Source organism: Massilia forsythiae (assembly GCF_012849555.1).
GTDB lineage: Bacteria > Pseudomonadota > Gammaproteobacteria > Burkholderiales > Burkholderiaceae_D > Telluria > Telluria forsythiae.
This window is the reverse complement of the sequence record NZ_CP051685.1, coordinates 2,126,782-2,147,824: the sequence shown is the minus strand read 5'-3', so window position 1 is coordinate 2,147,824 and position 21,043 is coordinate 2,126,782. Positions and strand designations below refer to the sequence as shown.

Genomic DNA, 21,043 nt, shown 5'->3' with positions numbered 1-21,043 from the left:
ATCAGCCCGCCAGCCCGCGGCTCGCCGCCGCCTCCTGCAGCAGCTTTTCGACGCTGCCGAAATCCGCCGGCTTGGTCAAGTGCGCATCGAAGCCGGCGGCGCTGGAGCGCTGGCGGTCTTGCTGCGCGCCCCAGCCGGTGAGCGCCACCAGCGTCGCCGCCTCCATGCCGTCGACCTTGCGCAGCGCCAGCGCCACGTCGAAGCCGCTCTGGTCGGGCAGGCCGATGTCCAGGAACACCACGTGCGGCACGAAGCGCCGGGTTTCCGCCAGCGCCGCGGCGCCGTCGTGGGCCAGCGCCACCGCGTGGCCGCTCATCTCGAGCAGGGCACCCAGCGTCTCGGCGGCGTCGAGGTTGTCGTCGACCACCAGCACGCGCAACTGGTTCGCGGCCGCTACAGCGGCAGGCGCCTCGGCTGCCGGCGCGGGGGCGACGGCGGCGCCATCGCCGGTGGCCGTGTCCGGCGCCGTCAGCGGCAGGCGCACGGTAAACCGGCTGCCCTGGCCGGCGCCGCCGCTCTCGGCATGGATACGCCCGCCATGCAGTTCGACCAGGCGCTTGACCAGGTTCAGGCCGACCCCGAGGCCGCCCTGCGCCATGCCTTCGCCGTCGTGCGCCTGCGCATACATGTCGAAGATGCGCGACAACATGTGCGCGCCGATGCCGATGCCATTGTCGGACACCGCGACCACGATCTCCTTGCCGTCCAGGCGGCCGTCGACCTCGATGTGGCCGCCCTTCGGGGTGTACTTGGCGGCGTTGTTGAGCAGGTTGCTCAGCACCTGCGCGATGCGGTGGCGGTCGACGTGCAGCGCCACCGCGGCGGCCGGCAGGCGCAGGCTCAGGCGGTGGTCGCCGGCCTGGATCAGCGGCGTGCTGATCTCGACCGCGTCGTTGACCACCTCGGCCAGCGTCACCGGTACGCGCCGCAGCTCCACCTTGCCCTCGGACAGGCGTGCCATGTCGAGCAGGTCGTCGACCAGGTGCACCATGTGGTTGACCTGGCGCCGCATCATGCCCTGCACCTCGGCGGCGTTGGGCGCGCCGGGGCGGATGCGCATCAGCTCCAGGCCGGTGCGGATCGGCGCCAGCGGGTTGCGCAACTCGTGCGCCAGCGTGAACAGGAACTCGCTCTGCATGCGGTTCTTTTCGGTCAGCTCGTGCGCCAGGCGCTGCAGCTCCTGCTCGGATTGCTTGTGGCGGCCGATGTCGATGGTGACGCCGTCGAAGCGCACCGCCTGCCCATCGGCGTCGAGCGCGCACCAGCCCACCGCGCGCAGCCAGCGCTGCAGGTCCGCGCTCCTGAATTCCAGGTCGAGCGCGCTGCCGCCGCGCACCGCGGCGGCGATGCCGGACGCCAGGCGGGTGCGGTCGTCGGGGTCGACCGCCTCCAGCAATTCGTACAAGGAGACCCGCTCGCGGCCCGCCAGTCCCAGATGCGCCGCCATCTGCGGGTTCAGCTGGAATTCGGAGAACGGCAGGTCGGCATACCAGACGCCGATGTCGCCGGCGCGCGCCACCTGCTCCAGGCGCTGGCGCAGCAGCGTGCGTTCGTGCACGTCGACCACGGTGCCGACGAAGCCGGCGCGCCGGCCGTGCTCGTCGACGTGCGCCATGCCGGCATCGACGAACCAGCGGTAGGTGCCGTCGTGGCGGCGCAGGCGGTAATCCACCGAGAACGGCGTGCCGGCCGCGCTGGCCGCCAGGAAGGCGTCGCGCGCATGCGGGCGGTCGTCCGGGTGCACGTTGTCCAGCCAGCCCAGGCCCAGGTCCTGCTCGGCCGAGCGGCCGGTGTAGTCGTACCAGCGGCGGCTCAGGTAGGTGCACTGGCCGTCTTCGTCGGTGGTCCACAGCATCACCGGCGCGACGTCGACCAGCGCATGGAAATACGATTCGCGCAACGCCAGTTCGCCCTGCTGGCGCTGGCGCTCGCGCACCAGCGCCACCTGGTGGCGCACCCGCGCCAGCAGCTCGTTGGCGGCGAACGGCTTGACCAGGTAGTCGTCGGCGCCGGCCTGCAGGCCCTCGATCTTGGCCTCTTCGCCGGCGCGCGCCGACAGCAGGATCACGGCCAGGTGGCGCAGCGACTCGGTGGCGCGGATGCGCGCGATCAGGCCGAAGCCGTCCAGGCGCGGCATCATCACGTCGCTCAGCAGCAGGTCCGGCGGGTCCTGCAGCAGCAGCTCGAAGGCAGCCTCGCCGTCGGCGCACACGCTGACCTCGGCGTGCGGGTCGAGCAGCGACTTCACGTAGGCGCGCATGTCGTTGTTGTCGTCGGCGATCAGGATGCGCGGCGGCTTGGCCGCCGGCGCCAGCGCGTCGCCGGCCGCGGATGCCGGACGCGCCGGCGCCGGCAGCGCTGCGTCCGGCAGCCAGCGCAGGGCTTCCTCGACGAAGGCGGCGCCGGTGCGGTGGCCGTCGTCGGCCGGCAGGTCGCCGTGCAGGATGCGGTCGAACGGCAGGTGCGCGTGCCCGAACGGGATGGCGACGTCGAAGCGGGTGCCCTCGCCCAGTGTGCTGTGCACCGAGATGCTGCCGCCGTGCAGGCGCACCAGTTCCTGGATCAGCGCCAGGCCGATGCCGGTGCCTTCGTAGGTGCGGCCGGGCGTGCCCTCGATGCGGTGGAAGCGCTCGAACACGCGCGGCAATTCGTGCTCCGGGATGCCGCTGCCGCTGTCCTGCACCGACAGGCGCGCCATGGCGCCGTCGCGCACCAGGCGCACGCTGACGCCGCCCTGCAAGGTGAATTTAAAGGCGTTCGACAGCAGGTTGAAGACGATCTTTTCCCACATGTCGCGGTCGACGTACACCGGCTGGCCCAGGTCTTCCAGCGCGACCGAATAGGCCAGGCCGCCCTTGTCCATGGCCGATTCGAACACGCTGGCCAGCTCGCCGGTCAGGCGCGCCAGGTCCAGCGGCGCGTAGCTGGCCTGCACGCGCCCGGCTTCGATGCGCGAGAAATCCAGCAGCGAGTTCACCAGCTTCAGCAGGCGCAGCGCGTTGCGGTTGGTGACCTCGATGCGGCGGCGCTGGCTCGGCCCGAGCGGGTCGTCGCGGTCGGCCAGGGCGTCTTCCAGCGGCCCCAGGATCAGGGTCAGCGGGGTGCGGAACTCGTGCGAGACGTTGGAAAAGAAGGCGGTCTTGGCACGGTCGATCTGGGCCAGTTCCTCGGCGCGGCGCTGTTCCTTTTCGTAGGCGACCACGTTGCCGGCCGCGGTGTTCACGGCCGCGCCCAGCAGTTCGTAGAAGCCCAGGTATTCGTCGTCCAGCGCGCGCGCCGCGCTGACGCCGGCCACCACGAAGCCGTACAGGTCCTGCTGCCCCGGCACGCCGATCGGCAGCACCAGCGCCGTATCCGGCGGCGTCTCGTACGGGCCGCAGGTGCGGGCGCCCTGCTCCTGGGCGGCGAAGCGCGCCGCCAGGCCGTCCACGCGCTGGGCGCTGCGTTCGCGCGCCGTGGCGGCGAACGGCCAGCAGGTGTCGTCCAGCTCCGCCAGCGCCGGCGCCAGGCCGGAGCGCGGATCCAGGCCGGCGCTGGCGCGCAGCAGCAGCTTGCCGCTGTCCGGATCGATCTGGTACAGCAGGATGAAGGGCAGGTCGAGCGCCAGGTTCTGGTACTGCGATTCGATGTCGCGGCCGACGTCGCCGATCGCGCGCGCATCGCCGATGGCCGTGCTCAGGTCGCGCAGGCCCTGGGTGCGGCGCGCGTTCAGCACCGTCTGGGTCGACTCGGTGATCGGGTGGAAGATGCCGCCGACCTCTCCCGATTCGTCGCGGATCGGCGAGAACGAAAAGGTCATGAAGGCTTCCTCGAGGTAGCCGTGGCGGTCGAGGAACATGCGCTGGTCCTTGATGTAGGCGCCTTCTCCCTGGTGGGCGCGCTCGAAGGCGTCGCCCACCACCGGCAGCGCGCTGGCCCAGATCTCCTTGAAGGCGCCGCCCATCGAGCGCGGGTGCAGGTCGCCGCAGATCGGGCGGTAGGCGTCGTTGTAGATCTGGATGTCGTGCGGCCCCCAGGCCACCAGGATCGGGAAGGTCGACGACAGGCACAGGCTGACCGAGGTGCGCAGGCTCTGCGGCCAGCTTTCCAGCGGCCCCAGCGGCGTGACGGACCAGTCCATGGAGCGGATCAGCTTGCCCATCTCGCCACCGTCCACCAGCCAGGTCGATTGGTCGTTGGTGGTAGGCGTCTGGGGAAGGGACATGATGGCTCGGCTCTGCTGACAATGATGGAATGTGCCGGCCAAGTGACCGGCCCATGATTGTAAGGCAAGCAAGCGCTTTTTTCCTCAAATGCGATTTACGCAATGTTTGGTGCGAGGCAACAAACCAGGTGTCGTGCCGGTGCCTGTGACTGCGGCGCCGGCTCAGTCCTCGCCGGCCTGGTGGAACACCAAGTCCTCGACGTGTCGTCCATGCAACAGATGTTCGTCGATGATGCGGTCCATGTTGTCTGGCGTGACGTTGTAGTACCAAGTGCCGTCCGGCTGCACGCACACGATCGGCCCGCCCTTGCAGGCCGCGAAGCAGCCGACCCGGCTGCGTTTGACGCGCAGGTCGCCGGCATTCAGGCCGGCCGCCTTGAACTTGTCGCCCAGGCTGTCGAACAGCGCCTGCGAGGCGCCGTCGGCGCTGCAGCGCGGGCCGGTGCACACCAGCAGGTGGCGCTTGTAGCTGCCGATCTTGGGTTTCACCACCGGCTCGGCGGCGGCGGGTTGATCGTCGTGGTTGTCGCTGCTGCTCATGATTCGCTTTCCTCGTTGGCGGGCGCCGCGTCGGCTTCCCAGGGTTCGTCCAGCGTGGATTGGATGTAGTCGGCCGGCAGGCGGTGGCGCGCGGCCAGGGTGGCGATGCTGGCGCCGGCGGCGTGTTCCTCGCGCAGCGTGTCCAGCCAGCCGAGCAGGCCGGTGGACAGCGAGCGGCCCGCCTTTTCGCCCTCGCGGGTGGCGCCGCCCTCTTCCATGTCGTACTTGTTGGCGTAGCCGCGCGGGGTGACCATCAGGCCGTGCCGGACGAAGGTGTTGCTGTTGCCGATCAGGACCGTGCTGAGCATGCCGATGTCGGCATCGGCCATGCAATCGAGCGTGGTAAACACGATGTTCTGGCGCCGGCGGTAGCCGCTTTTCACGATCGCCACCGGCGTGTCCGGACGGCGGTGGCGCAGGAACAGGCGCTGCGCCTCGACGATCTGGCGCGTCCGCCGGCCGCTCTTGGGGTTGTACAGCGCCACCACGAAGTCGGCCATGGCGACCGCGTCCAGCCGGCGCGCGATGGTCGGCCACGGCGTCAGCAAATCGGACAGCGAGATCGCGCAAAAGTCGTGGGTCAGCGGTGCGCCCACCAGCGCGGCGCAGCTGTTCAGGGCCGAGGCGCCGGGCACGATCTCGACCTGCACGGCGTCGTCCGGGGTCCAGCCGGCCTGGAACAGCACCTCGTAGGTGGGGCCGGCCATGCCGTACACGCCGGCGTCCCCGGACGAGATCAGCGCCACCTTCTTGCCGGCGCGCGCCCCTTCCAGTGCGCTGACGGCACGGTCCAGCTCTTCGGTCATCGACTTGCGGATGATTTCCTTACCCTCGATGAGGTCGGCCACCAGCTTGATGTAGGTGACGTAGCCGATCACCACGTCGGCCTCGGCGATGGCGGCGCGGGCGCGCTGGGTCATGTGCTCCACGCTGCCGGGACCGATCCCGACCAGCATGATCTTGCCGGCCGGTGCAGCGGTGTCGGCGCTCCCGGTTTCATGCGCGTTGTTTGCTTCGGCGTTGTTTGCTTCGATGGTCATGCATCTTTCCTTGCGATCGAGACGGTGGCATTGCGGCCATCGGCGCCCCGGTGTTTGTGTTTTTCGACGGCCAGCGCGCTCGATGGCGCGGCGGCGCCGGCGCACGGACCGGCGGCCAGCAGCGCCGCCGCCTCGCTCACCGACGGCGTGCCGGTATAGCGCCGCACCGTCTCGGACGGATTCGGCACCGCCACCCCCGCCAGTTCGTGCGCCTCATAGAAATGCAGCGGCCAGCCGTGTTCCCGCGCCAGCGCCAGCAGGGCTTGCTCGTCGCGCTTCAGCGTGATGCTGGCGGCGGCCGTTACCTGGTCCGGGCGCGCGCCGGCTTCCTTCAGCGCCGCGTCCACCGCCTCGCGCACGGTCTGCAGCGCCACGCCGCGGTCGCAGCCGAGGCCGATGGTGAATATGCTCATGATGCGGTGCTCATGCGGCGGCGCTGCTTTCGGTCGCGTCCTGCGGCGGGCGGTACACCACCAGCCGTTCGTGCAGCGCGTCCCAACGTTCCTGCGGCACCTCGGCGTGGGTCACCCACAGCACCGCGGCGTAGCGCTCCAGCGGCACGGCGTCGAAACTGGTAAAGCGGTGGATGGTGTCGGGCAGCGGCGTCGGGCGGGTCCACCAGTCCGGGCTACCGGCTTCCTGCACGAAGGCGATCGGCTCGCCGTTCACCACGTGCGCCGAGACGCGCGTGACGTTGATCTTGGGCGCTTCCACGCGCCAGCCCAGGTGGCGCCCGAGGATGTCCACCGGGATGGTGCGGCCGACGTCGGATGCGGTGGTCAGCACCGGCGCCGCGCCGAGCAGGTCGGCCACGCGCTCGCTCATGGCGTTGGCGCCGCCGACGTGGCCGGACAGCACCGGAATCACGTACTGGCCGGCGTCGTCGACCACGATCACGCCCGGGTCCTCGTCCTTGCTGATCAGGTGCGGCGCGATCAGGCGCACCACCGCGCCCAGCGAGACGAAGAACACGATCTGGTCGTAGCCGGCGAACAGCGGGCCGATCTCGTCGCGCAGGGCGCCGTCGTAGGCGCGCACGGCGTTGGATACGTCCTTGAACTGGGCGCCGAACTTGGCCGAGGTGCAGATGTCGGCTTCGGGCAGGTCGGCGGCCAGGCGCACGGCCTGGGCCGCGCCGTGCCTGGTGATCGCCACCAGGCAGATTCTCGGAAACTGCGTCGGTGTGGCGGTCGGGTTGTGTGCTTCGCTGCTCATGCGCTCTCCATAAGGGGTTGTGGCGGGCCGTCCTTCTTGAGGCAGCCCTTGATGCGTTCGCCGCGGATGCGGTGCGGGTGCTTGACGATCAGCAGAGACAGATAGCTGACCTTGGTGCCGCGCAGCGCCAGGATGTCGTTGCCGCTGAAGCGCCGTTCGTCCGGCGCGCCGACGCGCTCGATGAAGTGGGCGCCGGCCAGCAAGTCCCTGCTTTCCATCCAGTCGATCAGTTCGTCCAGCAGCGGTTTTACCTTCATGAGCACCAGCGTGTCGAAGTCCGGCAGCAGGCGGTCGACCGCGCTGACGCCGTAGGCGGCCGGCACGATGGCGACCGTGTCGTCCTGCTCGGCGAACGGTACCGGCACCTGCGCGCAGGCGGCCGTAAAGGCGTTGACGCCGGCGACGATCTGCACCGGCACCTGGTCGTCCAAGGCCTGCACGGTGCGCGCCAGATGGCCGAAGGTGGCGTAGGTGCTGGCGTCGCCCTCGACCAGGAACAGCACGTCGCGGCCGGCGCGCAGCCACGGCAGCACCGTATCGGCGGCTTTCAGCCAGGCGCGCGCCAGCTTGTCGCCGTCGTGCGTCATCGGGAACAACAGCTGCATGTGCGTTTCCGGCGCTTCGACGCCGGCGCGGCGCACGATGTCGAAGGCATAGCTGGGCGTCTTGCCGCTGCGCGCCGGGTAGACCCAGACCGCATCGCGCCGCTGCAACAAGTCCCAGGCGGCGCGCGTGATCAGGCCGGGGTCGCCGGGCCCGAGCGAGACGCCGAACAGGGTGCCGTGGCGGACGATGGGTGTGCCGCCGATCGGGTCGATGGCGTCAAGCATCGTTCGCCTCCTGCGCCGCGGCGGCCGGTGCCGCCTCACGCCGCGCACAGACGATCCACACCGGATTCTCGGCCGCCATGCGGTGCATGTGCAGGATCGGCTTGCTGCGCGCGGCCTGCAACTGCAGCACGTCCCAGGCGACGCCTTGCGCTTCCAGCGCCTGCAGCGCGGCGGTGGCGGTGGCCAGGTTTTCCAGCGTGACGAAGTTCATCACCAGCGTGCCCTGCGGGCGCAGGCGGCGCAGGATGCCTTCGATCAGTGTGGCCAGTTCGCCGCCGGAACCGCCGACGAAGACCGCGTCCGGATCGGGCCAGGCGTCCAATCCGTCCGGCGCCTTGCCGTGGACCAGGCTGTAGTTGGCAACCTCGAAGGCGGCATGGTTCCGGCCGGCGATGGCGAAGTCGGCCTCGTTCTTTTCGATGGCGTACACGTGGCCTTGCGGGCACAGGCGCGCCGCTTCCAGGCCGACCGAGCCGGACCCGGCGCCGATGTCCCACACCACGCTATCGAGCCGCAGCTGCAGGCGCGCCAGGCTGACCGCGCGCACTTCCTGCTTGGTGATCAAACCCTTTTCCGGCTGGCGCTGGACGAATGCGCTGTCGGCCAGGCCGAAGCGCACCGGGCGCGCCGGCGCGCTGGTGCGCCACAGCAGCACCACGTTCAGGTCGGCGAAGCGCATGCCGGCCGCGTCCCGCGGGCTGAGTTCGGCCAGCACGCGCTCTTCCGGCTGCAACAGGTTTTCCGCCACCGCCATGTGGAAGTCGTCGCCCAGGCCCTCGGCCAGCAGCAGGCGCGCGATGCGGTCGGGGCTGTTGTCCGGCCCGGTCAGCACCAGCAGGCGCGCATGCGCGCGCACGGCTTGCGCCAGCGCGTACAGGCCGTGCGTCGGCGTGCTGCCGCGCGCCCACTCGCCGGCATCGCGCGCGTGGATCGAGACGATCCTGGCTTCCTGCCAAGCCAGGCCGATGCGCGCGCAGGCCAGCTGCAGCGTCGACACGTTGGGCAGGATGTCGAGCGCCTGCACGCACAGGTGCTGGGCGAGATACGGCGCGATGCCGTGGCACAGCGGATCGCCGGTGGCCAGCACCACGCAACTGCGGTGGGCATCGCGCGCTTGCCGTACCCAGCCGACCACGGATTTCATGTGGCCGGTCATGTCGTGGCGGGTGGCGTCCGCCTTGATCTCGGCGCCGAACAGCGCCAGCGTGCGGGTGGCGCCGATCACCACGTCGGCGCTGCGCAGATACGCCAGCGCGGTCGGGTTCAGGCTGGCGACGCCGTCGTCGAGCACGCCGATCACGCGGCAGGGGTTGGGGTCTTGAATGCAGGTATCCATCATCTAGTCGTTGTCGTTTTCCGCATGGGCGATGGCGCCGATGCCGATGCGGCCGGCGCTCGCGGGTACGTCGTGCGGCAGCGCCGGCGCCGACCACACGTCGGCCACCTGGTTGCCGGAAAAATCGGTCACCAGCACGCGCAATTGAAAGGCGCGGCCGTAACGGTCGGGCGCGGTGAGGGTATCGATCGCGGCCTGCGCCAGCGCCGCATGGAAGGCATCGCCCAGGCCGCGCTCGACCATCAGCTCGGCGCCGAAGCGCGCGGTCTCGGCGGACGCCATGGCGGCGCAATCCTCGGCGCTGGCGCCGATGCGGCGGCCGATCTCGGCCACCAGGTCGGTGTCGACCTCGCTGCGGTTGGCGTGGGTGATGGTCTCTCCCTGCGCGATCTTGGTCAGCTTGCCGACCATGACCGCCAGCACCACCAGGCCGATGCCCTGCGCCGCCGCCTCGTCCAATGCGTAGCGCAGGAAGTCGCCCATCTGCACGAAGCAGGCCGACGGCAATTCCGGCCGCTCGGCGCGCAGGGCGGCGATGGCGAAGGTCTCGGTGCGCCCGCCGGTGGTCAAGGCGACCACGCCATGGCCGGTGGTGGCCGCCACCTGCACCCCCTGCACCACGCTGGCGCGCCACGCCGCCGTCGAATACGGCTTGACGATGCCGGTGGTGCCGAGGATGCTGATGCCGCCCAGGATGCCCAGGCGCGCATTGGTGGTCTTCTTGGCCATCACCTGCCCGTCCGGCACGCTGATGGTGACTTCGATGCCGTGCCGTGCCAGCAGCTCCGGCGCCGCTTCGCGCAGGTTGTCGGCGATATTCCGGCGCGGGACCGGGTTGATCGCCGGGCCGCCAACTTCCAGGCCGAGGCCGCGCATGGTGACGGTGCCGACGCCGTCGCCGGCCACGTAGTCAACCACGCCGGCCTGGTCCGGTAGCAGGCGCAGGTCGACGGTCAGGTGGGCGCCATCGGTGCAATCCGGATCGTCGCCGGCGAATTTCACGACCATCGCGTGGGCAAGGCCGGCATCCAGGTCGCAGCGGCCATCCTGCACGGCGAAACGCACCCGGCTGCCGTTCGGCAGTAGGCTCTCGATTTCATCGGGCACATCGCCGCCGGCCAGGCCCAGCACCGCCGCGCGCGCGGCGGCGGCGGCGCAGGCGCCGGTGGTGAAACCGGTGCGCGTGCCGCGCTCGGCGGCCGGCTTTTCCTTCATGGCGTTACCGTCTCCATGGTCTTTTGGCCGGTTTTCTGGCGTTGTTCGGCCAGCGCCAGCAGCGCGTGCAGCGCCGCCACCACCAGCGTCGAGCCGCCCTTGCGGCCGCGGATCACGATCCACGGCACCTCGTGCAGTTCGGCCATCAAGTCCTTCGATTCGGCCGCCGACACGAAGCCGACCGGCATGCCGACCACCAGAGAAGGACGCACGCCCTCCTCGCGGATCAGGCGCACCAGTTCGATCAGCGCGGTGGGCGCGTTGCCGATGCCGACGATGGCGCCGTCCAGCAGGCCGAGCTTGTGCGCCTTACGCATCGCCTGCACCGCGCGCGTGGTGTCTTGCTGCCTGGCGGTCTCGATCACGTCGGCGTCGCTGATGAACTGGTACGTGTTCATGCCGAAGTGGGCCAATCTCGGCTTCGACAGGCCCGAGCAGATCATCTCGACGTCGGCCACCACGGGACGGCCGCCGGCCAGCATGGCGGCGACGGCAGCGTCGACCGCGTCAGGATGGAAATCGGTGAGGCCGTTGAAGTCGAAGTCGGCGTTGGCGTGGATCATGCGGCGCACGATCGGCCATTGGCCCTCGGTATAGGCATGCGGGCCGACCTCGGCGTCGATGATGGCGAAGCTGTCGTGCTCGATCGCCTGGCCGGCGCGGGTCAGCTGTTCGGTGACGGTGTTCACGGTGCTCATGCGTTGTGCTCCGCCTTGTGCGGATGGGCGTGGTCGTGCGCGGCATGGCCGTGATCGTCGTGCGCATGGTCGTGGCCGTGCCCATGGTGCGCGTGATCGTGGTCGTGGTGCGCGTGACCGTGGTCGTGCGCGGCATGCGCATGATCGTGTCCATGTGCGTGGTCATGGCCATGATCGTGTGCAGGCGCGTGCTCGTGTCCCTGTTCGGCGCCATGCGCGTGCCCGTGGTCATGCGTGTGCGCATGCGAGTGCCCGTGTCCCATCTCGTGCGCCAGCTCGCGGTAGCTGCAGCCGTCGCATGGCAGGCGGCTGGCCGGCGCGCCGGCGCCGAGTTCCTGCACGCGCTGTTCCATCAGCTCGAAGATCTCCTTCTCGAAGCCGAAGTGCTCGGTGCAGGCGAAACGCACCTGCGGGTACTGGGCGCGCAGGTGCTCCACCTGGCGGTGGATGCGTTGCATCAGCGTGCCGGTGTACAGGTAGTACGGCAGCACCACGACCTGGCGCATGCCGAGCAGCGTGTGGCGCTGCACCACTTTTTCCAGGCGCGGCCAGGTGATGCCGGTAAAGGCGAGATCGACCAGTTCATGGTCGCCCTCTTCCAGCAGCCAGCGCGCCATCTTCGCCATCTCGCCGTTGGCACCGCGGTCGGACGAGCCGCGCCCGAGCAGCACCACGCCGGTGGTGGTCGGATCCGGCATGTCGAGCGCATTCATGGCTTTGCGCAAGCGGCGTTTCAGGATGGCGAGGATCGGGTCGCAGGCGGTCAGGTGCGGCGCCAGCAGGATCTCGGTATGCGGGCAGGCGCGGCGCGCGTCTTCCACCGCTTCCGGGATCTCCATCTTGACGTGGCCAGCCGCGTTCAGGATCAGCGGCACCACCAGCACCCGGCGCGACGAGCGCGCCGCGGCCAGCAGGGCGGCGTTCATTTCCGGCGGCGCGAACTCGATGAAGCACAGCTCGATGCGCCAACCCGGCTGGCGTACGCGCCACTGGTCGACGAATGCGCGGATTTCCTGGTTGCCGGAATCCTCGCGCGAGCCGTGGCCGACGATGAGGACGGTGTCGCCGCCCTGCACCGGCGCCGACCGCAGCATGATGGCCTCGCTGACGGGGGCCGGCGTGGTGAAGGCCTGCTGGTTGGTCGGCTGCTCGTTGATGGCCTGTTGCTCGTTGAGAGCCGCGGTGGTGACGATGTGCGTCATGCGCTCGCCTTTCTGAAACGGTGGGTGAAAGTGGGGTCGTACAGCTTGGAGCGCACCAGCGTCTCCCAGTGCAGCGCGCCCAGGGTGGGGCTGGCGACGATCATCGCCTGGCTGGCCACGCCGGACTCGCGGCAGCGCGCCTTGATGTCGGCCAGCGTGCCGCGGATGATCTTCTCCTCGCCCGGCCAGCTGGCCTTGTGCACCACCAGCATCGGCGCATCCTCGGGCCAGCCGGCCGCGCGCAGCGCCGCCTCGACCTTGTACAGCAGCGTGATCGACAGGAAGATGCAGATGGTGCTGCGGTGCGCCGCCAGGCTGGCCAGGTCTTCGCCTTCCGGCATCGGCGTGCGCCCCTCCACGCGCGTCAAGATGACCGTTTGCGTCACTTCCGGCAGCGTCATCGATTCGCCGGCGGCGGCCATCGACGCCATCGCCGACGACACGCCCGGCACCACGGCCCATTCGATGCCGGCCGCGACCAGCGGGCGCGCCATCTCGATCAGCGCGCCATACAAGGCCGGGTCGCCGGTCTGCAGGCGCACCACCACCGCGTGCGCCTGCGCCTGCTCGATCAGCCAGGCAGTCATCTCTTCCAGCGTCATGTCCTTCGAATCGCGGATGACGGCGCCGGGCGGCGCGTACAGCGTGGCGGCGCGGTCGACCAGCGAACCGGCGAACAGCACCGCACCCGCTTGCGCCAGCAGCTTCTGGCCCTTGACGGTGATGAGTTCCGGGTCGCCCGGGCCGGCGCCGACGAACCAGATCTTGCCGGGACCGCCGGTGGCGGGAGTGGATGCGGATGTCATGCGGGCGTTTCTCCTGATCGATGATGCGCGTGGCCTTGCCGGTCCTGCGGCTGCCCCTGTTGCGGCTGATTTTGCGTTTGTTCTTGCGTCTGCGGCGCCGGCGCGTGCCGCTGCGCTGCTGGCTCTGGACACGCCAGGGGCTGCGCCGGTGATGCCGCCGGCAGTGCATGCAGCGCTTCCAGTAACGCATCCACGCTGCGCGGCGCCGGCCCGTCCGCCAGCACGCCGCGCGCCGCCAGCGCCGCGTGCAGCGCCAGCGCGGCCGGCTGGCGCTGGCCGGCGGCCTGCAAGGCATCCGCCTGCAGCACGACATCGTGCGCCGCGCCGGAGGCGATGCAGCGTCCGGCCGCCATCAGGTGGATGTCGTCGGCCCAGGCGTAGGCGAAATCGACGTCGTGGGTGGACAGCAGCACCGTCACGCCGCGCGCCGCCAGGCCGTCGAGCAGCGCGGTCAGCTCGCGCTGCATCGGCGCGTCCAGCCCGGCCATCGGCTCGTCCAGCAGCAGCACTTCCGGCTGCATCGCCAGCACGCCGGCGATGCAGACGCGCTTCTTCTGGCCGAAGCTGAGGTGGTGCACCGCGCGCGCGCCGAATCCGGCCAGGCCGACCGCGTCCAGCGCCGCCGCCACGCGCGCACGCACGGTGGTCTCGTCCAGGCCCAGGTTCAGTGGCCCGAACGAGACGTCTTCCTCGACCTGCGCCGAGAACAGCTGGCGCTCCGGATTCTGGAACACCAGGCCGACGCGGCGGCGCAGGTCGGTCAATCCGGCGCGCCCGTATTCGTAGGGGCGACCGTTCCACAGCATGCGCCCGCCGGTGGGACGCAGCAGGCCGTTCAGGTGCTGCAGCACGGTGGTTTTACCGGCGCCGTTGGGGCCGAGCAGCGCGTGGCGGCGTCCGCGTCCGAGCGCCAGGCTGCAGCCGCGCAGGCCGGCGCTGCCGTCGGCGAACACGTGCTCGACCGCCTGCAGTTCCAGCAGGGCCGGGACCGCCGCCAAGGCAGCGGACGCGCTCGAAGTGGGTACGCTCGACGCCGGCACGCTCGACGCGGACCGGTTGGCGCCGGGCGTGTTCATGGCGGGCGCGCTCACAGCCGGTCTCCCACCGCCAGCGCCAGCAACACGGAACCGGCCAGGACGGCGTACGCGTTCTGGCGCGGCGCCTGCGGGAACACGGCCGGCAGGAAGCGCAGCGAACCTTGCAACGCGCGCGCCTCGGCCGCCGTCTGCAGCGCCGCCGTGCGCTGCCACACCTGCACCGCCATCTGGCCAATCAACAAACCCATCGAACGCCACGCATGGCGCCAGCTGCGGTAGCCCAGGCGCGCGCGCTGCGCGGTGACGCCTTCGTCCCAGGCCTGGCGGAACACGAACAGCATGCGGTAGCACAGCACCATCAAGTCCAGCAGCAGTTCCGGCGTGCGCAAGCGGCGCAGCAGGCCGATCAAGTCCGGCAGCGGCGTGCTCAGCACCAGGCCGAGCAGCGCGGCCAGCACCGCCAGCGCGCGCAGCGCGGTGCGCGTGACGACCGGCAGCAGCGCGGCGGTCCAGTGCCAGCCGCCGTCCGCGCCCGGCGTGGCGACGCCCGGCGCGGCGACGCCCGGAGTCACCAGCATCGTCAGGCAGGACAGCAGCAGGAAGCCGAGCGGCGGCAGCGCCACGGCGAGATAGGTACGCAGCGGCACGCGCGCGCCCGCGACGGCGGCCAGCACCAGCAGCGCGGCGAGCGCCGCCAGCACCGCCGGGCTGCGCGCGATCCAGGCGGACACCACTCCGGCCAGCGCGAACAGCGCCTTGGCCGACGGCGCCACGCCGCGCCAGCGGCAGGCGTAGGCGGCCGACTCAACCCGCACGGTGCTCCTGCGCGGTGGTGGCGCTCGATGCCGGACCTGCAGCGGCCGGCGACCCGGCGGCCGGAGACTCGGCGGCCGGCGATCCGCGAGTCGGCGACCCGGCGGCCGACTCGCGGGTATCCGCAGCAACGGCGTCGATGGGGCGCGGCGCCGGGGAGGCGGCCGCGCGTTTGGCGCGCTCGCGCGTCACCGCGCCGCCCAGCCAGTAGCCGATCACGCCGGCGCCGATGGCGGCCTGCAGCGCGAACAGCAGCGAGGCGATCTCGCTGCTGGCCGGTTCGATCAGCGGCGCAAACCACGGTTTGTAGCCGGGCGCGATGCTGCCGATCGCCTTTTGCGCGCGGTCGTCGGAACCGCCGAACAGCGCCGGCGCGTCCGCCCCCGGCTGCGCCGGCGGCGCGCTCGCCAACCACAGCGGCAGCACGGTCAGCAGCACCACCGCCGCCAGGATCAGCCAGTTGCGGACCTTCATGCGCGCTCCCGGCGGCCGTAGGCCATCAGCGGCAGCGCGCGCAGCTCGTCGGCATTGAAGCGCGCCATCGCGTTCGTCACCAGCACGGTGAGCAACCCTTCGCTGATGGCGATCGGCACTTGGGTCAGCGCGAAGATGCCGGCGAACTTGACGAACGAAGCCGGCACACCCCCGGCCGCGTCCGGAAAGGCCCAGGCCAGCTGCAGCGAAGTGGTGACGTAGGTCGCCAGGTCGCCCAGGCAGGCGGCCAGGAACACGGCGATGCTGCGCGGCAATCCCAGCGCACCGACCGCGCGGAACACGCCATAGGAAACGAAGGGGCCGACGATGGCCATCGAAAATACGTTGGCGCCGAGCGTGGTCAGGCCGCCGTGCGCCAGCAGCAGCGCCTGGAACAGCAGCACGACGAAGCCGACCGGCACCATCGCCGCGGGCCCGAACAGCAGCGCGCCCAGGCCGACGCCGGTGGGATGCGAGCAGCTGCCGGTGACGGACGGCAGCTTCAGCGCCGACAGCAAGAAGGCGAACGCCGCGGCCACGCCCAGCAGCATGCGCCGCTCGGGATGCGCCTGCAGGCCGCGCCCGATGCTGCGCAGGCCCCAGGCGACGAAGGGAACGGCGGCAGCGGCCCAGCCCAGCGCGTGCGCCGGCGGCAGGAAACCTTCCATGATGTGCATTCGAAACCTCCCGTCGAATGGTCGATAAGAGCACCATGGCGGAGGCGAAGACGGTCGACGGGGCGGCAGAAACTGCGTGCAGAAAGCCGGTCGACAGCGGCTTCCCGTCACCCCGGGGAATGATGCTGGCAATGTCTGGGCCGGTATTCTGGCTCGCCGTCATCCTTCCCTGCCCCTTCCCGCGCAGTGCGCAGTGGTCATCGGCAGGGTCGTCAGGCTTACAGCAGCGGGGGCTGCACCGGAATGGCCGTGCGCTACGCACGGTTTCACCGGTTTCCCGTTTAACGCCCGTCCCGGTCGGGAAGGAGCGCACCCAAAGGGAGGATATTACACTGAGCGGTGATCGCGTGCCAGACCTGGCGCGCGGCGCTGTCGTGCGCATGCCGACATGCCCGGCGGCGCTCCCGGCTGGTCGTCAGGCCAGCTTGACCGGACATTTACCGTTCGCGGCCACCCCGAACGGTCGCGTCCGCAGTATGCTCGGAAGACGATCCGGTCAATACCACGGATCGCAGCGGGATTTTTCCGTTGCCGATGAGGTCCATGCAATACCAACCCACAGGAGAACGATCATGGCGTATGTCGATGGTTTCGTGGTGCCGGTCCAACAGTCCAAGCTGGAGGTGTACAAGGAGATGTCCCGACAGTGCGGCGCCATCTGGCGCGAACTCGGCGCGCTCGAGTTCCGCGAATGCGTCGCCGACGACGTCAAGCCCGGCCAGTGGACCTCGTTTCCGCAGAGCGTGCTGCTGGAAGAAGGCGAAGTGGTGGTGTTTTCCTGGATCGTCCATGCATCGCGCGCCAGGCGCGACGAGGTCAACGCCAAGGTGATGCAGGATCCGCGCATGGCCGAATTCATGAAACCGGAAAACACGCCGTTCGATGGCAAGCGCATGATCTACGGCGGGTTCGAGATGGTGGTGGATTTGTAGCGCAGACGAGAAAACGCCCTCCAGATCAGAAATCTGGAGGGCGTTACGCATTGCTTGGTTTATTTTTCAGAACGGAATATCGTCATCCATATCCGAGAAGTTCGCGGCCGGCTTCGGCTGCGGACGTGCGGCCGGTGCCGGCGGCGCCTGGCGCGGTGCCGGACGGCTCGGTGGGGCGTCGTAGCCCTCGTCGCCGCCGTAGCTCTCGCCGCCGCCCATGCCCTGGCGGCCACCCAGCATCTGCATGTTTTCCGCGACGATGTCGGTCGAGTAACGCTCGACGCCGTCCTTGTCGGTGTACTTGCGGGTCTGCAGGCGACCTTCGACGTAGACCGACGAGCCCTTCTTGAGGTACTGGCCGACGATCTCGGCCATGCGGCCGAAGAAGGAAATGCGGTGCCACTCGGTCAGCTCTTTCTGCTCGCCGCTATTGCGGTCCTTCGACTTGTACGAGGTCGCGACGGCGATGTTGGCGATGGCGTCGCCGCTCGGCATGTAACGGATTTCCGGGTCGCGGCCGAGGTTGCCGACGATGATGACCTTGTTGACTGATGCCATGGTGAAACTCCTATGCTGGTTCCCTGACTCTGCGTGGTGTCTAAGTGCCAAGGAAGTTGTTTAAAAATTGATCCGCTATTATGCGTTGCCGGGTAGTTCGAAGCAACGTTTCGATGCGTTTTTCGCATGCGCGGCGACGGGGTTTTTACGACACCCGCTCAGACATCGGAAGTGGGGGCAAAGTGCCTCGAATGGAAGAGATGGGCGTCAATATTCTTGGGGTCTTTGTGAAGTAGGCAAGGAAAAAAAATTTTCGGTTTTTGGTGAGTCTGTCATTGAATTGGGCGCGATGCAGACCACATACGGAAGACCCCGGTTTGCCCGTTGTTGAGTGCCTTGCCAAAGAGGCATTTCAAGCCGTTAACGCGCGCGCGCCGTCGCGCCGGGGCCGAATACGTACGTAATCGAAACCCGCTATAGTGACGGGTTCTCCCTTGATTGGCCCGCTCGGCGCGACGATCTCGTGTGCCGGCCGCAGGCGCCCTTACCATGGAAAGGCTGCAAAACTAGCTAATGGAAGAAATCCGTATCCGCGGCGCTCGCACGCACAACCTCAAGAACATCAATCTCGACCTGCCGCGCAACAAGCTGATCGTCATTACCGGCCTGTCGGGTTCCGGCAAGTCCTCGCTCGCCTTCGACACCCTGTACGCCGAGGGCCAGCGCCGCTACGTCGAGTCGCTGTCGGCCTACGCGCGCCAGTTCCTGCAGCTGATGGAAAAGCCGGACGTCGACATGATCGAGGGCTTGTCGCCCGCCATCTCGATCGAGCAGAAGGCGACCTCGCACAACCCGCGCTCCACCGTCGGCACCGTCACCGAAATCCACGACTACCTGCGCCTGCTGTACGCGCGCGTCGGCACGCCCTACTGCCCGGACCACTCGCACGAGCCGCTGACCGCGCAGACCGTGTCGCAGATGGTCGATGCCGTACTGGCCATGCCGGAAGGCACCAAGCTGATGATCCTGGCGCCGGTGGTGGCCAACCGCAAGGGAGAACATGGCGACCTGTTCCAGTCGATGCAGGCGCAGGGCTTCGTGCGCTTCCGCGTGCAGAGCGGCACCGGCGTGGCCAAGATCCACGAGATCGAAGACCTGCCTAAGCTCAAGAAGACCGAAAAGCACACGATCGACGTCGTCATCGACCGCGTAAAAGTCAATCCGGAGATCAAGCAGCGCCTGGCCGAGAGTTTCGAGACCGCGTTGCGCATCGCCGACGGCCGCGCCGTGGCCTACGAGATGGACACCGAGAAGGAACACATCTTCTCGAACAAGTTCGCCTGCAATGTCTGCGGCTATTCGCTGCAGGAGCTGGAGCCGCGCCTGTTTTCGTTCAACAACCCGATGGGCGCCTGCCAGGAGTGCGACGGCCTGGGCCACATCGAGTTCTTCGATCCGAAGCGCATCGTGGCCTTCCCGAACCTGTCGCTGGCGTCCGGCGCCGTCAAGGGCTGGGACCGCCGTAACCAGTTCTATTTCCAGATGCTGAGCAGCCTGTCGGAGCATTACGGCTTCGACCTGGATAAACCGTTCGAGCAGTTGCCGAAGCCGGCGCAGGACGTGGTCCTGTTCGGTTCCGGCAAGACCTCGGTGCCGTTCGCCTATGTGAACGAGCGCGGCCGCACCGTGATCCGCGAGCACACCTTCGAGGGCGTGGTCAATAACCTGCAGCGGCGCTACCGCGAGACCGATTCGATGGCGGTCAAGGAAGAGCTGGCCAAGTTCATCAACGAAAAGGAATGCCCGACGTGTAATGGCGCGCGCCTGCGCACCGAGGCGCGCTACGTCAAGATCGGCAATGGCAAGCAGCAGCGCGCCATCTACGAGGTGGCCAGGACGCCGCTGCGCGATTGCCTGAAATATTTCGATGGCCTGGAACTGACCGGCGCCAAGAAGGACATCGCCGACCGCGTGATCAAGGAAATCGTGGCGCGCTTGAAATTCCTGAATGACGTCGGTCTGGATTACCTGTCGCTCGACCGCAGCGCCGACACCCTGTCCGGCGGCGAGGCGCAGCGCATCCGCCTGGCGTCGCAGATCGGTTCCGGATTGACCGGCGTGATGTACGTGCTGGACGAGCCGTCGATCGGCCTGCATCAGCGCGATAACGACCGCCTGATCGCGACGCTGAAGCATTTGCGCGACATCGGCAACAGCGTGCTGGTGGTCGAGCACGACGAGGATGCGATCCGCACCGCCGACTACATCGTCGACATGGGTCCCGGCGCGGGCGTGCACGGCGGCGCCGTGATCGCCGAGGGTTCGCTCAAGGACATTCTCAAGAACAAGAATTCGCTGACCGCGCAATACCTGAGCGGCCGGCGCAAGATCCATGTGCCGGAAAAGCGCCATGTGTCGAATCCTGAGCGCCAACTCGTCATCACCGGCGCCACCGGCAACAACCTGAAAAGCGTCTCGCTGGAATTGCCGGTCGGCTTGCTGACCTGCGTTACCGGCGTGTCGGGTTCCGGTAAATCGACGCTGGTCAACGATACGCTGTATCCGGCCCTGTCGCGTCACCTGTACGGCTCGCAGACCGAACCGGCGCCGCACGAGACCATCCACGGCCTGGAGCATTTCGACAAGGTGATCTCGGTCGACCAGGCGCCGATCGGCCGCACGCCGCGCTCGAATCCGGCGACCTACACCGGCGTGTTCACGCCGATCCGCGATTTGTTCGCGACGGTGCCGACTGCCAAGGAACGTGGCTATTCGGCCGGGCGCTTCTCGTTCAACGTCAAGGGCGGGCGCTGCGAGGCCTGCCAGGGCGACGGCGTGATCAAGGTCGAGATGCACTTCCTGCCGGACGTGTACGTGCCGTGCGACGTCTGCCACGGCAAGCGTTATAACCGCGAGACGCTGGAAGTCCAGTACAAGGGCAAGAACATCACCGAAGTGCTGGAGATGACGGTCGAGGACGCGCACGAGTTCTTCAAGCCGGTACCGGTCATCGCCCGTAAGCTGCACACGCTGCTGGACGTGGGCCTGGGCTACATCAAGCTGGGGCAAAGTGCGACCACGTTGTCGGGCGGCGAGGCGCAGCGCGTCAAACTGTCGCTGGAACTGTCCAAGCGCGATACCGGACGCACCTTGTACATCCTGGACGAGCCGACCACCGGCCTGCACTTCGCCGACATCGACCTGCTGCTGAAGGTGATCCACCGCCTGCGCGACCAGGGCAACACGCTCGTCATCATCGAGCACAACCTGGACGTGATCAAGACCGCGGACTGGATCGTCGACCTGGGGCCGGAAGGCGGCGCCGGTGGCGGCACGATCGTGGCGCACGGCACGCCGGAAGCGGTGGCGGAAAATCCGGCCAGCGTGACGGGCAAGTATCTGAAGCCGTTGCTGGCGCAATAAGGCGGGTGCCGCTGCTTCCGGCGGCAAGGCATTACCGTTGAAAGCGTAAAGCGAGCGGGCCACGATCTTCATCGTGGCCCGTTTCACTTGCACGTCGTCCCCG

18 protein-coding genes and 1 riboswitch are annotated in these 21,043 nt (G+C 68.7%); of the genes, 2 read left to right on the top strand and 16 right to left on the bottom strand.

Annotated elements, in window-relative coordinates; genetic code table 11:
* Position 1: 1 nt before the first annotated feature.
* From HH212_RS09280 to HH212_RS09210, 15 genes are all read right to left on the bottom strand, one after another.
* Positions 2–4,204, bottom strand: coding sequence for an ATP-binding protein (locus HH212_RS09280; protein WP_211172478.1), 4,203 nt, complete (start codon positions 4,202–4,204; stop codon positions 2–4).
* 162 nt (positions 4,205–4,366) lie between these two features.
* Positions 4,367–4,744, bottom strand: coding sequence for a (2Fe-2S) ferredoxin domain-containing protein (locus HH212_RS09275; protein ID WP_170202225.1), 378 nt, complete (start codon positions 4,742–4,744; stop codon positions 4,367–4,369).
* Positions 4,741–5,700, bottom strand: coding sequence for a precorrin-3B C(17)-methyltransferase (gene cobJ / locus HH212_RS09270; RefSeq protein ID WP_170205345.1), 960 nt, complete (start codon positions 5,698–5,700; stop codon positions 4,741–4,743). The genes HH212_RS09275 and cobJ overlap by 4 nt, the downstream gene beginning before the upstream one ends.
* Before the next feature lie 80 nt (positions 5,701–5,780).
* On the bottom strand, positions 5,781–6,197 hold the full coding sequence (locus HH212_RS09265; protein ID WP_170202224.1) for a cobalamin biosynthesis protein: 417 nt from the start codon (positions 6,195–6,197) through the stop codon (positions 5,781–5,783).
* A 10-nt stretch (positions 6,198–6,207) separates the two neighbouring features.
* Positions 6,208–6,999 carry a cobalamin biosynthesis central domain-containing protein gene (locus tag HH212_RS09260; protein ID WP_170202223.1) on the bottom strand — a complete coding sequence of 264 codons (792 nt, stop codon included), beginning with the start codon at positions 6,997–6,999 and terminating at the stop codon, positions 6,208–6,210.
* Positions 6,996–7,829: a precorrin-2 C(20)-methyltransferase gene (cobI, locus tag HH212_RS09255; protein ID WP_170202222.1), complete on the bottom strand. Its 834-nt coding sequence runs from the start codon at positions 7,827–7,829 to the stop codon at positions 6,996–6,998. The genes HH212_RS09260 and cobI overlap by 4 nt, the downstream gene beginning before the upstream one ends.
* Complete coding sequence (gene cbiE, locus HH212_RS09250; protein WP_170202221.1) at positions 7,822–9,168, bottom strand: precorrin-6y C5,15-methyltransferase (decarboxylating) subunit CbiE; 1,347 nt, start codon at positions 9,166–9,168, stop codon at positions 7,822–7,824. Before cbiE ends, cobI begins: the two co-directional genes overlap by 8 nt.
* A complete protein-coding gene (locus HH212_RS09245; protein ID WP_170202220.1) occupies positions 9,169–10,380 on the bottom strand; it encodes a cobalt-precorrin-5B (C(1))-methyltransferase in 1,212 nt (403 codons plus the stop codon).
* Positions 10,377–11,078 carry a precorrin-8X methylmutase gene (locus HH212_RS09240; protein ID WP_170202219.1) on the bottom strand — a complete coding sequence of 234 codons (702 nt, stop codon included), beginning with the start codon at positions 11,076–11,078 and terminating at the stop codon, positions 10,377–10,379. Before HH212_RS09240 ends, HH212_RS09245 begins: the two co-directional genes overlap by 4 nt.
* Entirely contained in the window at positions 11,075–12,172 is a 1,098-nt protein-coding gene (locus tag HH212_RS09235; RefSeq protein ID WP_170205344.1) for a sirohydrochlorin chelatase, read from the bottom strand. The genes HH212_RS09240 and HH212_RS09235 overlap by 4 nt, the downstream gene beginning before the upstream one ends.
* A gap of 104 nt (positions 12,173–12,276) precedes the next feature.
* Entirely contained in the window at positions 12,277–13,086 is an 810-nt protein-coding gene (cobM, locus tag HH212_RS09230; protein WP_170202218.1) for a precorrin-4 C(11)-methyltransferase, read from the bottom strand.
* On the bottom strand, positions 13,083–14,177 hold the full coding sequence (locus HH212_RS09225; RefSeq protein ID WP_229217641.1) for an energy-coupling factor ABC transporter ATP-binding protein: 1,095 nt from the start codon (positions 14,175–14,177) through the stop codon (positions 13,083–13,085). The genes cobM and HH212_RS09225 overlap by 4 nt, the downstream gene beginning before the upstream one ends.
* Positions 14,174–14,938, bottom strand: a complete 765-nt coding sequence (cbiQ, locus tag HH212_RS09220) for a cobalt ECF transporter T component CbiQ (RefSeq protein ID WP_170202217.1) — start codon at positions 14,936–14,938, stop codon at positions 14,174–14,176. Before cbiQ ends, HH212_RS09225 begins: the two co-directional genes overlap by 4 nt.
* The gene (locus HH212_RS27810; RefSeq protein WP_170202216.1) at positions 14,928–15,410 is read right to left on the bottom strand and encodes an energy-coupling factor ABC transporter substrate-binding protein; all 483 of its coding nucleotides are present in this window, start codon (positions 15,408–15,410) and stop codon (positions 14,928–14,930) included. The genes cbiQ and HH212_RS27810 overlap by 11 nt, the downstream gene beginning before the upstream one ends.
* Positions 15,407–16,087 carry an energy-coupling factor ABC transporter permease gene (locus HH212_RS09210; protein ID WP_170202215.1) on the bottom strand — a complete coding sequence of 227 codons (681 nt, stop codon included), beginning with the start codon at positions 16,085–16,087 and terminating at the stop codon, positions 15,407–15,409. Before HH212_RS09210 ends, HH212_RS27810 begins: the two co-directional genes overlap by 4 nt.
* A 121-nt stretch (positions 16,088–16,208) precedes the next feature.
* A riboswitch (cobalamin riboswitch) is annotated at positions 16,209–16,419 on the bottom strand.
* Positions 16,420–16,659: 240 nt separating this feature from the next.
* Here HH212_RS09210 and HH212_RS09205 point away from each other — a divergent pair.
* Positions 16,660–17,019, top strand: coding sequence for a DUF1428 domain-containing protein (locus tag HH212_RS09205; RefSeq protein WP_170202214.1), 360 nt, complete (start codon positions 16,660–16,662; stop codon positions 17,017–17,019).
* A 66-nt stretch (positions 17,020–17,085) separates the two neighbouring features.
* On the opposite strand, the gene ssb is transcribed toward HH212_RS09205, so the two are convergent.
* On the bottom strand, positions 17,086–17,577 hold the full coding sequence (gene ssb, locus HH212_RS09200; RefSeq protein WP_170202213.1) for a single-stranded DNA-binding protein: 492 nt from the start codon (positions 17,575–17,577) through the stop codon (positions 17,086–17,088).
* Between the two features lie 513 nt (positions 17,578–18,090).
* On the opposite strand from ssb, the gene uvrA reads away from it, so the two are divergent.
* Positions 18,091–20,940, top strand: coding sequence for an excinuclease ABC subunit UvrA (gene uvrA / locus HH212_RS09195; protein WP_170202212.1), 2,850 nt, complete (start codon positions 18,091–18,093; stop codon positions 20,938–20,940).
* The last annotated feature ends 103 nt before the right edge of the window (positions 20,941–21,043 follow it).

Excerpts from the sequence above, each read along its gene's own strand:
- HH212_RS09280 (WP_211172478.1), bottom strand. The coding sequence starts at position 4,204 with ATGTCCCTTCCCCAGACGCCTACCACCAACGACCAATCGACCTGGCTG.
- HH212_RS09275 (WP_170202225.1), bottom strand. The coding sequence starts at position 4,744 with ATGAGCAGCAGCGACAACCACGACGATCAACCCGCCGCCGCCGAGCCG.
- cobJ (WP_170205345.1), bottom strand. The coding sequence starts at position 5,700 with ATGCTGGTCGGGATCGGTCCCGGCAGCGTGGAGCACATGACCCAGCGC.
- HH212_RS09265 (WP_170202224.1), bottom strand. The coding sequence starts at position 6,197 with ATGAGCATATTCACCATCGGCCTCGGCTGCGACCGCGGCGTGGCGCTG.
- HH212_RS09260 (WP_170202223.1), bottom strand. The coding sequence starts at position 6,999 with ATGAGCAGCGAAGCACACAACCCGACCGCCACACCGACGCAGTTTCCG.
- cobI (WP_170202222.1), bottom strand. The coding sequence starts at position 7,829 with ATGCTTGACGCCATCGACCCGATCGGCGGCACACCCATCGTCCGCCAC.
- cbiE (WP_170202221.1), bottom strand. The coding sequence starts at position 9,168 with ATGATGGATACCTGCATTCAAGACCCCAACCCCTGCCGCGTGATCGGC.
- HH212_RS09245 (WP_170202220.1), bottom strand. The coding sequence starts at position 10,380 with ATGAAGGAAAAGCCGGCCGCCGAGCGCGGCACGCGCACCGGTTTCACC.
- HH212_RS09240 (WP_170202219.1), bottom strand. The coding sequence starts at position 11,078 with ATGAGCACCGTGAACACCGTCACCGAACAGCTGACCCGCGCCGGCCAG.
- HH212_RS09235 (WP_170205344.1), bottom strand. The coding sequence starts at position 12,172 with ATGCTGCGGTCGGCGCCGGTGCAGGGCGGCGACACCGTCCTCATCGTC.
- cobM (WP_170202218.1), bottom strand. The coding sequence starts at position 13,086 with ATGACATCCGCATCCACTCCCGCCACCGGCGGTCCCGGCAAGATCTGG.
- HH212_RS27810 (WP_170202216.1), bottom strand. The coding sequence starts at position 15,410 with ATGAAGGTCCGCAACTGGCTGATCCTGGCGGCGGTGGTGCTGCTGACC.
- HH212_RS09210 (WP_170202215.1), bottom strand. The coding sequence starts at position 16,087 with ATGCACATCATGGAAGGTTTCCTGCCGCCGGCGCACGCGCTGGGCTGG.
- HH212_RS09205 (WP_170202214.1), top strand. The coding sequence starts at position 16,660 with ATGGCGTATGTCGATGGTTTCGTGGTGCCGGTCCAACAGTCCAAGCTG.
- ssb (WP_170202213.1), bottom strand. The coding sequence starts at position 17,577 with ATGGCATCAGTCAACAAGGTCATCATCGTCGGCAACCTCGGCCGCGAC.
- uvrA (WP_170202212.1), top strand. The coding sequence starts at position 18,091 with ATGGAAGAAATCCGTATCCGCGGCGCTCGCACGCACAACCTCAAGAAC.